The organism is Nonomuraea marmarensis, from assembly GCF_043197025.1.
Taxonomy (GTDB): Bacteria; Actinomycetota; Actinomycetes; order Streptosporangiales; family Streptosporangiaceae; genus Nonomuraea; species Nonomuraea marmarensis.
Genome location: NZ_JBICRM010000006.1, coordinates 289,217 through 303,498, shown reverse-complemented (window position 1 = coordinate 303,498; position 14,282 = coordinate 289,217). Strand labels below are relative to the sequence as shown.

Genomic DNA, 14,282 nt, shown 5'->3' with positions numbered 1-14,282 from the left:
ATTCCCGGTACCTCCCGCCTGATTTATCCCGAAATAGTGCTTATAGACCGCTTTTTGGCTAGATACAAAACACCAATCGCGTACACCCCGAGTTGCACCACAGTCCCCGTCAACGCCTGCCAGGGCACCGGCACCTTCCCCTGGTTCAGGGCGTCCTCGAGCTGCCCGGCGGCGGCGCTCAGCCCGAAGGCCAGCATGTTGTTCATGACGTGCAGCGCGATCGCCGCCTCCAGCCCCCCGGTACGCACCACCAGCCAGGCCATGACGGCCCCGAAGGCGAACACGTCGACCAGTCCCGCCCACGAGTACCCGTGCAACGACGCGAACAGCCCGGACCCGATGAGGATGGCCCAAACCGGGTTCCGCAGGTGCACCCCGAACGCCTGCACGAGCCACCCGCGGAAGACGTACTCCTCGGCGGCTGCCTGGAACGGCACCAGCAGCACGATCGCGATGAGCGCGGGGAGGAAGCCCGCCCACCCGGCCCAGCCGAACATGTCGCCCGCGTCCTCGCCCGACACCGACACGGCGAGCACCTGCGCGGCCTGCCCGAGCACCAGCGCGACGATCGCGAGCCCGGCGCAGCGCAGCAGCCACGGCCAGCGCAACCGCCCGGCCACGGACGAGAGCGTGCCGGGCCTGCGACGCTGGACGAGCGCCGCCGTGCCGAACACCAGGGCCAACACGGGCGCGATCGACAACAGCACCACGACCAGCCCGAACACCGGGTCGCCGAAGAGTTCGCCGGCCGGGTCGAGCGGCGCGGAGATGCCGAGGATCGCCGCCAGCACCAGGCCCGCGTAGACGACCACCACGCCGATCGCGAAGAACCCGACCGCGACGGCGAGCGTGCCGACGATCGCCCGCCACGGCTGGGCGGCGGACGTCCTGGCCAGCTGGTCGTAGCGGGCGCCGTGCGGCGTCGGCAGGAACCAGGACGGCGGCGCCGGCTGGTGGTACGGATAGCCCGGCGGCGGCGTGCCGTACGGGAACTGGGGCCCTGGGTTTTCCTGCATCCCTACATTCTGGCCGCTTGATGCGCATTAGTTCACAGACGGCCCGCCCTTTTGGGCGGATGCTCGGGGGCGTAGGCATTTCGACCCTGGGAGCAGTTCATGTCAAGGCTGGGACCTGTCATCACCCTCGCGGCGGGAGCAGTGCTCGCCGTGGGGCTGGGTGTCGCCAGCATCACGGCGGCACCGGCGGCCAATGAGACAGCCGCCAACACCGCTGCGGAAGCACCCCCCGTAGCGGAGACCACCACGGCCCCGTCCCCCTCACCTGAGCAGACGGCCTCACCTGAGCAGACGGCGCCGCAACAGATCACCAAGGCTGATTACGGCGGCCACGTCAAGGGCAACGGCGGCCTCATCGCGATCTCGATCAGAAACGGCAAGGCCGTCGGCTACTTCTGCGACGGGAGGGCCGAGGCCTGGTTCAAGGGCAACGAGTCGGCGGGCCGGCTGGTGCTGAAGGGCTTCGGCGAGGCCAAGGTCACGGCCGCGCTGGGCGGCGGCCGGGCCAAGGGCTCGGTGGCGCTCGGCGGCAGGAAGTGGAGCTTCGTCGCGCCCACGGTGGTCAAGCCGTCGGGCCTGTACCGGGCCACCGCGATGGTCAGAGGCGCCAAGCTGCGGGCCGGCTGGATCGTGCTGAAGAACCCGCGGGGCGGCTTCACGCAGGTCGGTGCCGCCTTCGCGGGCGAGCAGCAGCTCGACATCCCGCAGCTCGACAGCGACCAGCCCACCTCCCCCGTGACTCTCGACCAGACCACGATCTACCCGAAAGACGTCGACGGCTTCATCCAGGAGATGCAATGACCACCGTTCACCAGCCATCCCGCGGCCTGACCCCGTTGCTGGTGCCGCTGCTGGCCGGCGGCCTGGCGGCGCTCGCGCTCGGCGTCTACGGGCGGGCGCACACGCCCACCGGGTTCGCCGTGGGCGTGGCCGGGTTCTCCGCCGCGCTGCCGATGAAGGTGTGGCTGACGACCGGGGCGTTCGTGCTGGCGTTCGTCCAGGTGGTCTCGGCGCTGTCGATGTGGGGCAAGCTCGGGATCACCATCCCGCCCGCCGTGCACCGCTGGTCGGGGCGGCTGGCGTTCCTGCTCACGATCCCGGTCGCCTTCCACTGCCTCTACGCCCTGGGCCTGCAGTACGACGTGCCCAGGGTGCTCGCACACTCGTTGCTCGGCTGCTTCTTCTACGGCGTGTTCACCGCGAAGCTGCTGGCGCTGCCCAAGCGCGACACACCCGGCTGGACGCTGCCGGTGCTCGGCGGGCTGGCGTTCACCGCGCTCATCGGGCTCTGGCTGACCTCGTCGTTCTGGTTCTTCACCGCCATCGGCTTCAAGGTGTGAAGCTCTTCGTACGGACGAGCCCCGCGGCTCGCCCCTTGGCGGCGACGACGAGCGCCATCTTGCGCGAGGCCTCGTCGATCATCTCGTCGCCCAGCATGGCCGCGCCGCGCTGCTCCACCGAGGTGTAGTAGTCATACGCCTGGAGGATGAGCTCGGCGTGGTCATAGTCCTCCTGGGCCGGCGAGAACACCTCGTTGGCCGCCTCGACCTGCGACGGATGCAGCACCCACTTGCCGTCGAACCCCAGCGCCGCCGCCCTGCGCGCGACCCGCCGGTAGCCCTCGACGTCCTTGATCTGCAGGTAGGGGCCGTCGATCACCTGCAGGTCGTGCATCCTGGCCGCCATGAGCAGCCGCATGAGGATGTAGTGGTAGGCGTCGCCCTCTTCGTAGCCGGGCGGCTGCTCGCCGACGACGAGCGTGCGCATGTTGATCGACGCCATGAAGTCCGCGGGGCCGAACACCAGCGTCTCCAGCCGCGCGGACGACCCCGCGATGGCGTCGACGTTCACCAGGCCGCGGGCGTTCTCGATCTGCGCCTCGATGCCGATGCGGCCCACTTCGTACCCCATGGTCTTCTCGATCTGGGTGAGCAGGGTGTCGAGCCAGACGACCTCGGTGGGGTCCTGCACCTTGGGCAACATCAGGCAGTCGAGGAACTCCCCGGCCCCTTCGACGATCTCGATCACGTCCCGGTACGTCCACTGCGTCGTGAGATCGTTGACCCTGACCACCCGCGTCTTGCCCGACCAGTCGCCTTCACGCAGTGCGGTCACGACGTTCTTGCGCGCCTGCTCCTTGGCCGGCGGTGCGACGGAGTCCTCCAGATCGAGGAAGACCTCGTCGACGGGCAGTGTCTGGGCCTTGTCCAGGAAACGCGGGTTGCTGCCTGGCACGGCGAGCACCGAACGACGTGAGCGCATGCGCACACGCTACTGGTTGCCGCCGCGGACTACAGTCGGAGCTGTGAGCGACAACATCGCGGCCATCCAGGAGGGCGCCAAGAAGTCCGGCATCCTCTGGCTCACCCTCGACCGCCCCCGCCTGGCCTGGCACGCCTGGCACGACGGCGCGATCTACCTGGTGACGGGGGGCGCGGAGCAGCAGTTGCCCGGCCTCGACGCCCTCGACCGGGTGCACGTCACGCTGCGCAGCAAGGACAACGGGGCGCGGCTGGTGGAGTTCGAGGCGGCGGTCTCGGTGGTGGACCAGGCCGCGGCGGCCGACGCCGTGGCCGTGCTGGCCAAGGAGCGGCTCAACGCCCCCGACAGCGAACACCTCACCGAGCGCTGGTCCCGCGACTCCACCGTCCTGCGCCTCACCCCCGACCGCTGACCGCCACGGGCTCCTCGAGATCCACCGCCGGTGACGGCTGGGCGGACGCGGTGGCGGTCTGGGCCAGCAGCGCGCCGGACAACACGATCAGCCCGCCCACGATCTGGAACCCGCCGAGTGTCTCCCCGACCAGCGCCCAGGCCACGACCGCACCCCCGATGACCTCCAGCGACGCCACGGTGGCACCCACGGCGGCCGACAGCCGCCGCACGGCGTTCACCCCCAGGATGTACGCGGTCACGGTCGCGATCAGCACCATCCACAGGTACGCGGCCAGCACCGGCAACGTCTGGCCGCCCTCCGCGGGCGTGGCGGAGACCGTGAAGGCCGCCCAGGGAATGTCCCACGGCCGGGCGAACGGGATCAGCACCACGGCCGCCCCCGCCAGCCCCCAGGCGATCAGGCCGAGCGGGTCCACGTCGTCGCCGAAGCTATCGTTCATCAGGAAATATCCGGCACAACACGCCCCGGCCAGCAGCCCGAGCAGCAGGCCGAGCGCGTCCAGCCGCACCCCCTGCCAGGCCTCGACGACGATCCCCAGGCCCACGACCGCGACGACCGCCCCGATGTACGCGGCCCGCGCCAGCCGTACCTTCCGTACGAACCGGACCCAGGCCACCACCATCACCGGCGCCATGAACTCCAGCAGCAACGCGATCCCCACCGGCAGCCGGGTGATCGCGATGAAGTAGAGCGACTGCACCCCGGCCACCGCCATGACCGCATACAGGCCGAAGAACGGCAGCCTGGACCGCGGGATCCGCAGCGCCCGCGGCTTGACCACGGCTAACACGACCACCAGCAGCAGCCCGGCGCCCGCCATCCGCGTCCAGACGGCCTCGATCGGCGCCAGCCCGGCCGTGATGAGGTATTTGGCCATGGGCCCCGAGAACGCGAAACACCACGAGGACACGAACGCGAGCGCGAGCCCCGCATACCTCATCGCACACCACCTGCGTAGTAATCACCGTTGAGTGGGTTTGATACTGACATCATCGGCGTCCCGGGCGCAATGGGATAGCACTGTTAGCCTGACCACGTGAAGATCTTCGTGGGCCGGCTGGCCGGGACCCCGGTCTTCGACCCCGCGGGCGACCAGATCGGCCGCGTGCGGGACGTCGTGGCCGGCCTGCGCCTCACCCGCAGGCCCACCGTGCACGGCCTGGTGGTGGAGGTGCAGCCGCGCCGCCGGGTGTTCCTGCCGATCACCCGGGTACGCGGCATCGAGGCCGGATCCGTGGTCTTCACCGGCCGCCTGAACCTGCGCAGGTTCGAGCAGCGCGCCACCGAGACGCTGGTGATCGGCGAGATGCTCGACCTCTCCGTACGCTTCGAGGACCAGCCGATGACCGTCTACGACGTCGCCATGGAGGAGACCAGGCCGTCCAACTGGGAGATCACCACGGTCGCCCTCTACCGGGGCCGGCGGCGCGAGCCGCGGACGGTGGACTGGAGCGAGGTGTCCGGGTTCGACACGCTGCAGAAGGACCAGGAGGCGGCCGGGCTGATCGCCGCGTTCGAGTCGTTGCGGGCCGCCGACATGGCTAGTGCGCTGCACGAGCTGCCCAGCAAACGCCGCATCGAGATCGCCCGGGCCCTGAACGACGTCCGGCTGGCCGACGTGCTGGAAGAGCTGCCACCCGACGACCAGATCGGCATCCTCGGCACCCTGGAGCCCGAGCGCGCGGCCGACGTGCTGGAGGAGATGGGGCCCGACGACGCCGCCGACCTGCTGCACGACCTGCCGGACGAGCAGGCGGCCGAACTGCTGGCGCTGATGGAGCCCGGGGAGGCGGCGCCGGTGCGGCGGCTGCTGACGTACCCGGAGGACAGCGCGGGCGGCGTGATGACCAGCGAGCCGGTGATCCTGCCGCCCAGCGCCACGGTGGCCGAGGCGCTCGCGCACATCAGGCAGCAGGACCTGACGCCCGCCGTCGCGGCCCAGGTCTACGTGACCCGGCCGCCGACGGAGACGCCGACGGGCACGTACCTGGGCGTCACGCACTTCCAGCGGCTGCTGCGCGAGCCGCCGTCCACGCTGCTCGGCGCCGTGATCGACCCCTCGATCGACCCGATCAGGCCGGAGTTCACGCTGCGCGAGATCACCTACTTCCTGGCGAACTACAACCTGCTCGCCGCCCCGGTCGTGGACGAGCTGGGCAGGCTCGTCGGCGCGGTGACGGTCGACGACGTGCTCGACCACATGCTGCCCGAGGACTGGCGCGAGGGAGCCGACCGCGAGGGGGACGACCGTGACGACTGAACGGCTGGACCAGCCACGGGCCCTGCGCCGCTCGCTGCGGCCGCACTACGACCCGGAGGCGTTCGGCCGCCTCTCGGAGCAGATCGCCCGCTTCCTCGGGACGGCCCGGTTCATCGTCTACATGACCGTGTTCGTGGCGATCTGGGTGATCTGGAACGCGACGGTGCCGCCGCACCTCAAGTTCGACCCGTACCCGTTCATCTTCCTCACGCTGACGTTGTCCCTGCAGGCCAGCTATGCCGCGCCGCTGATCCTGCTGGCCCAGAACAGGCAGAGCGACCGCGACCGCGTCCAGTACGAGCAGGACCGCGAGGCCGCCGACCGCAACCAGGCCGAGATCGAATATCTGACCCGCGAGATCGCCGGCCTCCGACTGGCATTGAACGAGATGGCCACCCGCGACTACCTGCGTGCGGAGCTCGGACGACTCCTGGAGGAGCTCAAGGAGCGCCGGTGATGTCAAGTTTGGCGAGCATCGCCCGCACCTGGCCGATCTCCTCCGCGTCCAGCAGGTCGAGGAACTGGGTCCTGATGCCGCGCAGGTAGGTCGGCGTCGCCTCGGTCAGGCGCTCGGCCCCGCGATCCGTCAGCACGGCGAACAACCCGCGCGCGTCATCCTCGCACGCCTCCCGCGACACCAGCCCGTCCCGCTGCAACCGGTCGATGAGCCTGGTCAGGCCGCTGCGGGAGAGCAGGACGCGACCGGCGAGATCGTTCATGCGCAACCGCCGCCGCGGCGCCTCGGCCAGCTGCATGAGCACCTCATACGAGGCCAGCGGCAGGTCGTGGGCGACGAGCAGCTCCGCCTCCAGATGGCGGGTGACGCGCACCTGGGCGCGCTGCAACATCTGCCAGACCGTCAGTTCCTCGACGGTGAGGCCCTCGGCGCGCAGAAGAGTCACGGAGTAACCTTAAGACGTTTGTTGCACAGACATCTAACAGCACGGATTAACCCAGCGGGGCCTCCTGTTCATACGATGGAGGGGCATCCTCGCTGGCGTCCAGCGCCTGTCACACATATACCGACAAAGGAGGGACGGCACTCCCTTCGTGCCGAGACTTCGATGGCACCAACCCAGGAACTGGTGACGGCCGCCCTGTCCACCGTCATCGACCCCGAGATTCGTCGCCCGATCACGGACCTCGACATGGTCAAGAGCATCGAGATCGCTCCCGGCGGGGCAGTGCGCGTAGGCGTCTTCCTCACTGTGGCCGGATGTCCGATGAAGGACACCATCACCCGCGATGTCAAGAACGCCGTGTCCAAGGTCGACGGCGTGACCGGCGTCCAGATCGAGCTCGACGTCATGAGCACCGAGCAACGCAAGACCCTCCAGACCAAGCTGAGGGGCGACCGCGGGCCCGAGAAGGAGATCCCGTTCAACCAGCCGGGCTCGCTGACCCGCGTGTTCGCGGTGGCCAGCGGCAAGGGCGGGGTCGGCAAATCGTCCGTGACGGTCAACCTGGCCGCGACCATGGCTTCGAGCGGCCTCAAGGTCGGCATCGTCGACGCCGACATCTACGGTCACAGCATTCCTCGCATGCTGGGCGCCGCCGAGCGGCCCACCAAGGTCGAGGACATGATCATGCCGCCGGTGGCCCACGACATCAAGGTCATCTCGGTCGGGATGTTCAAGCCGCCGGGCAACACGGCGGTGGTCTGGCGCGGGCCGATGCTCGACCGGGCGCTGCACCAGTTCCTGGCCGACGTCTACTGGGGCGACCTCGACGTACTCCTCCTCGACCTGCCGCCCGGCACGGGCGACATCGCGATCTCGGTGGCGCAGCGACTGCCGTCGGCGGAGATCCTGGTCGTGACGACGCCGCAGATGGCCGCCGCCGAGGTGGCCGAGCGGGCGGGCTCGATCGCGGCCCAGACGCACCAGCAGATCGCCGGGGTCATCGAGAACATGGCCTGGCTGCCCTGCCCGCACTGCGACGAGCGCATCGCGGTGTTCGGCGAGGGCGGTGGCCAGACGGTCGCGGACGCGCTTACCCGCACGCTGGGCACCCGCGTCCCGCTCCTCGGCCAGGTGCCCATCGACCTGCGGCTGCGCGAGGGCGGCGACGAGGGCAAGCCATTGGTCCTGACGGAGCCGGACTCGCCCGCGGCCACCGAGCTCCGCAAGATCGCGGGCGGCCTGAGCAAGCGCTCATCCAGCCTGAAGGGCCTCCACCTCAACCTCTCCCCCCGCAGCTAACCGCCCGGGCCCGCTCTCTCGTCTCTTGTGCATGAGCGGGCCCGCATTGGTTTCCGCCAGGCGGATTGCCACCTGAGAGGCGATTTGTCGACAGAGGCGACCGGCGGAATATCGCCTAAAGGGCGTTGTACTGCCCGTCAGGTCGCTTCTGAGTCGTAGGGGGGCACTTCACCGTAGCCGAGCTCGTCCACCGGCTCAGACGCGTACGGAGCCGCGGCGACCGGCTCCAGCTCCCGCGGCTTGTCGTTCCAGTCGTCCTCGAGATCTTCGAGGAGGTGCTTGCGCACGAAGTTCCTCGGGTTGAGGTCGGCCGGGTCGAAGTTGGAGAACTCCGGACCCAGACCGGCCCGCAGGTCGTCGCGCGCGTTGTTCGCCATCCGGCGCAGGTTGCGTAGCGTCTGGCCGGCCTGTGAGGCGGCCTGAGGCAGCTTGTCGGGACCGAAGACGAGCAGCGCGATGACGATCAGCGCCCCGATCTCCAACCACCCGAGTCCGAACACCGTGAGCTCCTACCGCAGTCCAACCCCTCCGAGGACAACCCCGGCTATCCACAGACTAAATGCTCCCGAGGGTAGGTCGGTCGTCCCCCCGGGTCATAACCACCAACAGCCCGGTCGCACCGCCTCACGGAGACGCGGACCCGGCCAGCCACCCGCCCGTCTCCGGTGCCCGCTGCCGCGCCAGCCGGTGCGGTGCTGTGTAAGGCGGCCCACACCTCACCACAAGCCCAAAAAGGACCTGCACCGACGAACCACGCCGACCGCCGCAGGAGACATCAGCCCCCTACGGCGACCGCAGCCAAAATTCAGGACGGCGTCGGCGTAGGTCCGTCAACGGCGACCACGGTGAGGGTGGCGGTGCGTTCTTGGCCGGCGCGTTGGTACTTGATGGTGACCTTGGAGCCCGGCGTCTTGCTGCGGATCAGGGCGATCAGCTCGTTCCCGTCCTGCAGCGCCAGCCCGTCCATCTCCAGGATCACGTCACCCGCCTTCAGCCCGGCCTTGTCGGCGGGCCCGTTGGCGTCCACCGGCTGCTGGCCCCCGACGGGCTCCGAGGCGATGCGCACGCCCTGGCCCTTGTAGTCCTTGTCCAGCACGATGCCGATCTTGGGCCGCTTGGCCCTACCGGTGGTGATGAGCTCCTCGGCCACCCGGCGCGTCTGGTTGACCGGGATCGCGAAGCCCAGGCCGATGCTGCCGCTCTGGCTGTTGATCTCGCGGCTCAGCGTGGCGATGGCCGAGTTGACCCCGACGACCTCGCCCCTGCCGTTCACCAGCGGGCCGCCCGAGTTGCCGGGGTTGATGGCGGCGTCGGTCTGGATGGCGCTGATGTAGGCGGGCTCCTCGCTGCTGGCGCCGGTCTCGTCACCCGCGATGACCGGGCGGTTGAGCGAGCTGACGATGCCGGTCGTCACCGTGCCCGTCAGGCCCAGCGGGGAGCCGATGGCGATGACGGGGTCGCCGACCACGACCTGGTCGGAGTTGCCGAGGGTGATCTCCGGGGTGCCGAACGTCTCCTCCGGCTTGATCACGGCCAGGTCGGAGCCCGGGTCGCGGCCGACGATGCGGCCCGACGTGGTCTTCCGGTTGTTGAACATGATCCGGATCTCCCCGCCCTTGGCGGCCAGGGCGACGACGTGGTTGTTGGTCACCACGTAGCCGTTCTTGATCAGGAAGCCGGATCCCGTCGCGCCTTCGGTGTTGGCGCCGTTGCCGGTCTCGATCGAGACCACGCTGGGCAGCACCCGCGAGGCCACGCCCGCGACCGAGTCGGGCGCCCGGTTGGTCGCGCCCGTCGGCACCGGGCCGAGGCTGTATGAGGGGTCGTTGGCGCTGCTCGGCTTGGTGAGCAGGTAGGTGCCGAAGCTGCCCAGCAGCGAGGCCACCACGGCGATGGTCAGGGCGATCGTGACCAGGACGCCGGTGCCCGGCCCCCGCCGCGGCGCCGCGCCCGCGCCCTGTGCGCCGGGAGGCGGCGGCGCCCAGCCCGAGCCCATGCCGAGCGCCTGCCGCGGAGGCGGCGGGGCGCCACCAGGCGGACCACTGGGAGGGCCGCCATAGGACGGCGGGCCGCCGAACGAAGGGCTCTCGTAGGAACGCGTGCCCCCATCGGGAGCGCCGAACGGAGGGCTGTCATAGGACCGGGTCCCGTTGTCCGGAGAACCGTACGACGGACTCTCGTAAGTCGGGCCGAACGACGGGCTCTCGTAAGAGTTGTTCGGGGGACCGAACGAGGGGCCGCCATGAACAGAACCGGTCTCGGGGGCGCCGTACACGGGACCGGTCTGGGAAAGATTCCCGGGGGCGCCGTAGGAAGGGCCGCTCTGGGGCGAGCTGTCGTACGAGCGGCTCTCGTACGGCGGTGTGCCGTAGACCTCGGGGCGGCCCGACGGGTCGCCCCAAGACGTGCCGAACGAGGCGGGCGGCTCAGGCCGCCGGCCCGGCTGCTCGGGCGAGTCGTCCGCGGGCAGGAAGTCCGGCCGCCCCTGTGGCTCGGGGTAGTCCGACGGCGTGCGTCCTTCGGTGGGGCGCGTCTCGTCGGTCATGTAAGTCTCACCACTCCTTGGCTCGGCCACCGCAATCCTCGCTCTTGCGGCATACGAGGGTCATAAAGCATTTGTCAGGAATCGCTTGTGGCAAATCCCGAACCCAGATCGTATGCCCCGCGAGCCATGAACTACGCCAACCCCATCATCCCAGGCATATCCGGGCATCAAGGCGTGGCTGTGGAGGGTGCGTTCGTCGGGGTGTTCCGAGCCTGCTGGAACAGCTCCACCGGCGGCGCCAGGCTGTTCTGTCCCACGCCGGTGGCGGCGAAGAAGGTGCCGAGCGCGACGGCCGCGGAGACCACCCCTACCGCGACGTACGTCGTGCGCCTCCTACCACCGCGTCCAGGGCCCGAGACCCCACCGGTGGCGTCCCTGCGCGGGCGGTTGTCCAGCGGAGCGATGCTGTGCGGCCCAGGGATGGGCACTCCCCCGAACGTGCGGGAGGGAAAAGGGCGCTCCCTCGGCGGCAGCGGCCCGCCCGGCTCCGCCATCCGGAGCAGGGACATCGTCAGGTCGGCGGGCATCGCGGGGCTCTCGAGCGAGCGCAGGCGCGACTTCAGCGCCCGCATCGACTCGACTTCTCGCCGGCAGTCAGCGCAGAAGGTCAGATGAGCCAGCGCGCGTTCGCGCTCGGTGTGGTTGAGCTCCCCGTCGACGAGCGCCGAAACGCGTTCTCCAAGATGAGCCATGTCAGACTTCCTCCCCACGGATCACGGTCGGGGGGAGTTGAGAATTACGGGGGGCTCGATGATCGAGCGCCTCCCGCAACTGCGCCCGGCCACGGTGAATACGGCTTCGGACCGTACCCAGCTTGACGCCGAGCGTGGCCGCGATCTCCTCGTAAGACAGGCCCTCGATGTCACACAGCACGATCGCGGCCCTGAACTCGGGGGCGAGCGCGTCGAGGGCGGCCTGGATGTCGGGCTCCAAGTGGGCGTCGTCGAACGCCTGCGCCGGTGACGGCTCGCGGCCGCGCAACCGCTCGGCGGCGTCGTCGGCCAGCCCCTCGAAGCGGATGCGCTGCTTGCGCCGCGCCATGTCGAGGAACAGGTTCGTCGTGATCCGGTGCAGCCACCCCTCGAACGTGCCGGGGGTGTAGCTCGACAGCGACCTGAAAACCCGGACGAAGACCTCCTGCGTGAGGTCTTCGGCATCGTGGACATTGCCGGTCAGCCGGTATGCCAGCCGATACACGCGTGCGGAGTGAGTCCGCACCACTTCCTCCCACGTGGGAGGCGTCCAGTCAGACGACACGGGAGTATCCGTCTGGTGGTCGCTTTCGTCCACCAGAACTCCTCTCTCTGGGACCACCGCTACCGCCATAGTGCCTGGTTTCGTCCCTTCGTGCGCACTGCCTGCCCTCCGGACCGGCAAAGCCCGTTTAAACCTGCAACGCCTTAGGGCCCTCCTGAGTTCCCGTCCCGGCGTGTCTCCCCTAGGCTGCGATCGGTGCCAATCACGTGTACGACGTTCTGCGGTCATTACGACTAATCAGCATGAAAGTGGGGGAGGAGGCCGATGACCAGTCCGGTGGAGGCCACTCTGGCCTATGCGGAGCAGTTCCATCACGAGGATGAGATCCTGCACGCGGCGCGTCAGCGCGGGCTGGAGATGGGGGCCACGCCCATCCTTCCCGGCGGCGGCGCGGCGCTCTGCTTGCTCGCCACCGCCGTCAACGCCAAGTCCGTGGTCGAGGTCGGCACGGGGTGCGGCGTCTCGGGTCTGTGGCTGCTGCGCGGCATGCGTACGGACGGCACGCTGACGAGCGTCGACGTCGAGCCCGAGCACCAGCGGCTGGCAAGGCAGGCGTTCGCGGAGGCGGGCTTCTCCGGCGGGCGGGTCCGGCTCATCTCGGGCCGGGCGCTCGACGTGCTGCCGCGGTTGTCCGACGGCGGCTACGACATGGTGTTCGCCGACGGCGCGAAGCAGGAATACGCCGACTACCTGGCCGAGGCGATCCGGCTGCTCCGCGTGGGCGGCATCGTGGCCTTCGACAACATGTTGTGGCACAACCGGGTGGCCGACCCCGCGCAGCGCGACTCCGACACGGTCGCGCTGCGCGAGGTGGGCAAGCTGGTGCAGTCGGACGACCGCCTCCGCTCGGTGCTCATGCCCCTCGGCGACGGCCTGCTGGCCGCCATCAAGATCGCCCAATGAGGGGTACGGCTACGCCCGGGTGAGCCACTCCAGGAGCACGCGCACGCCGAACCCGGTGGCGCCCTTGCTGAGGGTGCCCTCGTCCACCGTGCTGCGCCCCACCCCGGCGACGTCCAGGTGCGCCCACGGCCGCCGCCCCGCGAACTCCCGCAGGAACAGCGCCGCCGTGATCGACCCCGCCCCATAGGTGGACCCGGCCTCGACGTTGGACAGGTCGGCGATCGACGACTCCAGCGCCGCCGCGTAGTCCTCGATCAGCGGCATCCGCCACAACCGGTCGTCAGCGGCCTCCCCCGCGGCCACGAGCTGCTTGGCCAGCACGTCGTCGGAGGAGTAGACGGCGCCGACGTTGCGGCCGAGCGCCACGGTGATCGCCCCCGTGAGCGTGGCGATGTCGACGACCGCGTCCGGGTCGAGCGCGGCGTCGGCATAGGCCAACGCGTCGGCCAGCACGAGCCGCCCCTCGGCGTCGGTGTTGAGCACCTCGACCGTGCGCCCGCCGTAGTGCTTGATGACGTCGCTGGGACGCTGGGCCGTGCCCGACGGCATGTTCTCTGCGGCCGCGATCAGCCCGGTGACCCGCACCGGCGCGCCCAGCGCGGCCAGCGCGCCGAGCACGGCGATCACCACGGCCCCGCCGGCCATGTCGGTCTTCTGCGTCTTCATGTTCTCGGTCGGCTTGAGCGACAACCCGCCCGAGTCGAACGTGATGCCCTTGCCCACCAGCACCACGTGCCGCTCCGCGGGCTCGGCGGGGGTGTAGGAGAGCTGGATGAGCCTGGGCGGGCTGGCCGAGCCCTGCCCGACGGCCAGGATGCCGCCGAACCCGTCGGCCCGGAGCCGCTCCTCGTCCCACACCCGCACGGGCACGCCGTGCTCGGCGGCCCGCTCGGCGAGCCAGGCCGGGTTCTTGACGGAAGAAGGCGTGTTGGCCAGATCGCGGGCCAGCGCCACCGCCTGTGCCACGGTCTGCGCGCGCCGCACCTGCTCCTCGTCGGCGCCGACGAACACGAGCGCCCGCACGGCCTTCTTCCCCGCGTCGCCGATCTTGAACGAGTAGGCCGCCAGCAGTGCCGCCTCGGCGAACGCCGCCTGGTCGCCGCCGGGCGTCACCACGGTCAGCGTGTCCCTGCCCTTGGCCCTGCGGGTGAGCGCCGCGGCCGCCTTTCGCAGGGCACGGGGCGAGCCGTCGCCCACGCCGTAGAGCAGCACGCGGCCCACGCCGCCGGCCCGTGCCACCGGAACCTCGACGATCTCGCCCGCCTCCCCCTTGGCCTCGTAGTGGGCCAGCAGGTCGGGCACCGGCAGGTGCAACTCGACCGCGTGCGCGGGATTGAAGTCGGAGGCGTAGGGTACGGCAAAGAACTCGGCGTCGTCGGGAACCTCGGCGACCACCGACGCAGTGGTCTCTATGGGCACGACA

16 protein-coding genes are annotated in these 14,282 nt (G+C 69.9%); 7 read left to right on the top strand and 9 right to left on the bottom strand.

Going from position 1 to position 14,282, the window contains the following annotated elements:
• Nucleotides 1-23: 23 nt before the first annotated feature.
• Nucleotides 24-1,016, bottom strand: a complete 993-nt coding sequence (locus ACFLIM_RS12645; protein ID WP_393164703.1) for a CPBP family intramembrane glutamic endopeptidase — start codon at nt 1,014-1,016, stop codon at nt 24-26.
• Between the two features lie 99 nt (nt 1,017-1,115).
• Here ACFLIM_RS12645 and ACFLIM_RS12640 point away from each other — a divergent pair, with 99 nt between their 5' ends.
• Entirely contained in the window at nt 1,116-1,817 is a 702-nt protein-coding gene (locus ACFLIM_RS12640) for a hypothetical protein (RefSeq protein WP_393164702.1), read from the top strand.
• Nucleotides 1,814-2,356 carry a DUF6529 family protein gene (locus ACFLIM_RS12635; protein ID WP_393164701.1) on the top strand — a complete coding sequence of 181 codons (543 nt, stop codon included), beginning with the start codon at nt 1,814-1,816 and terminating at the stop codon, nt 2,354-2,356. Before ACFLIM_RS12640 ends, ACFLIM_RS12635 begins: the two co-directional genes overlap by 4 nt.
• Here the strand turns inward: ACFLIM_RS12635 and ACFLIM_RS12630 are convergent.
• Nucleotides 2,346-3,278 (bottom strand): HpcH/HpaI aldolase/citrate lyase family protein, encoded by a 933-nt coding sequence (locus ACFLIM_RS12630; protein ID WP_393164700.1) that lies wholly within the window; start codon nt 3,276-3,278, stop codon nt 2,346-2,348. The two genes, ACFLIM_RS12635 and ACFLIM_RS12630, sit on opposite strands and share 11 nt — an antisense overlap.
• Before the next feature lie 43 nt (nt 3,279-3,321).
• On the opposite strand from ACFLIM_RS12630, the gene ACFLIM_RS12625 reads away from it, so the two are divergent.
• Entirely contained in the window at nt 3,322-3,690 is a 369-nt protein-coding gene (locus ACFLIM_RS12625) for a hypothetical protein (protein ID WP_393164699.1), read from the top strand.
• Here ACFLIM_RS12625 and ACFLIM_RS12620 read toward each other — a convergent pair.
• Complete coding sequence (locus ACFLIM_RS12620) at nt 3,674-4,633, bottom strand: EamA family transporter (RefSeq protein WP_393164698.1); 960 nt, start codon at nt 4,631-4,633, stop codon at nt 3,674-3,676. The genes ACFLIM_RS12625 and ACFLIM_RS12620 overlap by 17 nt on opposite strands.
• 96 nt (nt 4,634-4,729) lie before the next feature.
• Between ACFLIM_RS12620 and ACFLIM_RS12615 the strand changes: the two genes are divergently transcribed.
• The gene (locus ACFLIM_RS12615) at nt 4,730-5,953 is read left to right on the top strand and encodes a magnesium transporter MgtE N-terminal domain-containing protein (RefSeq protein ID WP_393164697.1); all 1,224 of its coding nucleotides are present in this window, start codon (nt 4,730-4,732) and stop codon (nt 5,951-5,953) included.
• Nucleotides 5,943-6,410, top strand: a complete 468-nt coding sequence (locus ACFLIM_RS12610; protein WP_393164696.1) for a DUF1003 domain-containing protein — start codon at nt 5,943-5,945, stop codon at nt 6,408-6,410. The genes ACFLIM_RS12615 and ACFLIM_RS12610 overlap by 11 nt, the downstream gene beginning before the upstream one ends.
• Here the strand turns inward: ACFLIM_RS12610 and ACFLIM_RS12605 are convergent.
• Nucleotides 6,394-6,855, bottom strand: a complete 462-nt coding sequence (locus tag ACFLIM_RS12605) for a MarR family winged helix-turn-helix transcriptional regulator (RefSeq protein WP_393164695.1) — start codon at nt 6,853-6,855, stop codon at nt 6,394-6,396. The genes ACFLIM_RS12610 and ACFLIM_RS12605 overlap by 17 nt on opposite strands.
• A 162-nt stretch (nt 6,856-7,017) precedes the next feature.
• On the opposite strand from ACFLIM_RS12605, the gene ACFLIM_RS12600 reads away from it, so the two are divergent.
• Nucleotides 7,018-8,154: an Mrp/NBP35 family ATP-binding protein gene (locus tag ACFLIM_RS12600; RefSeq protein ID WP_393164694.1), complete on the top strand. Its 1,137-nt coding sequence runs from the start codon at nt 7,018-7,020 to the stop codon at nt 8,152-8,154.
• Nucleotides 8,155-8,291: 137 nt separating this feature from the next.
• On the opposite strand, the gene ACFLIM_RS12595 is transcribed toward ACFLIM_RS12600, so the two are convergent.
• From ACFLIM_RS12595 to sigE, 4 genes are all read right to left on the bottom strand, one after another.
• Entirely contained in the window at nt 8,292-8,654 is a 363-nt protein-coding gene (locus ACFLIM_RS12595) for a sec-independent translocase (protein WP_393164693.1), read from the bottom strand.
• A 305-nt stretch (nt 8,655-8,959) separates the two neighbouring features.
• Nucleotides 8,960-10,699, bottom strand: coding sequence for a trypsin-like peptidase domain-containing protein (locus ACFLIM_RS12590; protein ID WP_393164692.1), 1,740 nt, complete (start codon nt 10,697-10,699; stop codon nt 8,960-8,962).
• A 167-nt stretch (nt 10,700-10,866) separates the two neighbouring features.
• Complete coding sequence (locus tag ACFLIM_RS12585) at nt 10,867-11,391, bottom strand: anti-sigma factor family protein (RefSeq protein ID WP_393164691.1); 525 nt, start codon at nt 11,389-11,391, stop codon at nt 10,867-10,869.
• Nucleotide 11,392: 1 nt separating this feature from the next.
• Nucleotides 11,393-12,025, bottom strand: coding sequence for an RNA polymerase sigma factor SigE (gene sigE, locus ACFLIM_RS12580; protein ID WP_148440425.1), 633 nt, complete (start codon nt 12,023-12,025; stop codon nt 11,393-11,395).
• 195 nt (nt 12,026-12,220) lie between these two features.
• Here sigE and ACFLIM_RS12575 point away from each other — a divergent pair, with 195 nt between their 5' ends.
• Entirely contained in the window at nt 12,221-12,859 is a 639-nt protein-coding gene (locus tag ACFLIM_RS12575; protein WP_393164690.1) for an O-methyltransferase, read from the top strand.
• A gap of 9 nt (nt 12,860-12,868) precedes the next feature.
• On the opposite strand, the gene ACFLIM_RS12570 is transcribed toward ACFLIM_RS12575, so the two are convergent.
• Complete coding sequence (locus ACFLIM_RS12570; protein WP_393164689.1) at nt 12,869-14,278, bottom strand: leucyl aminopeptidase; 1,410 nt, start codon at nt 14,276-14,278, stop codon at nt 12,869-12,871.
• Between the last annotated feature and the right edge of the window lie 4 nt (nt 14,279-14,282).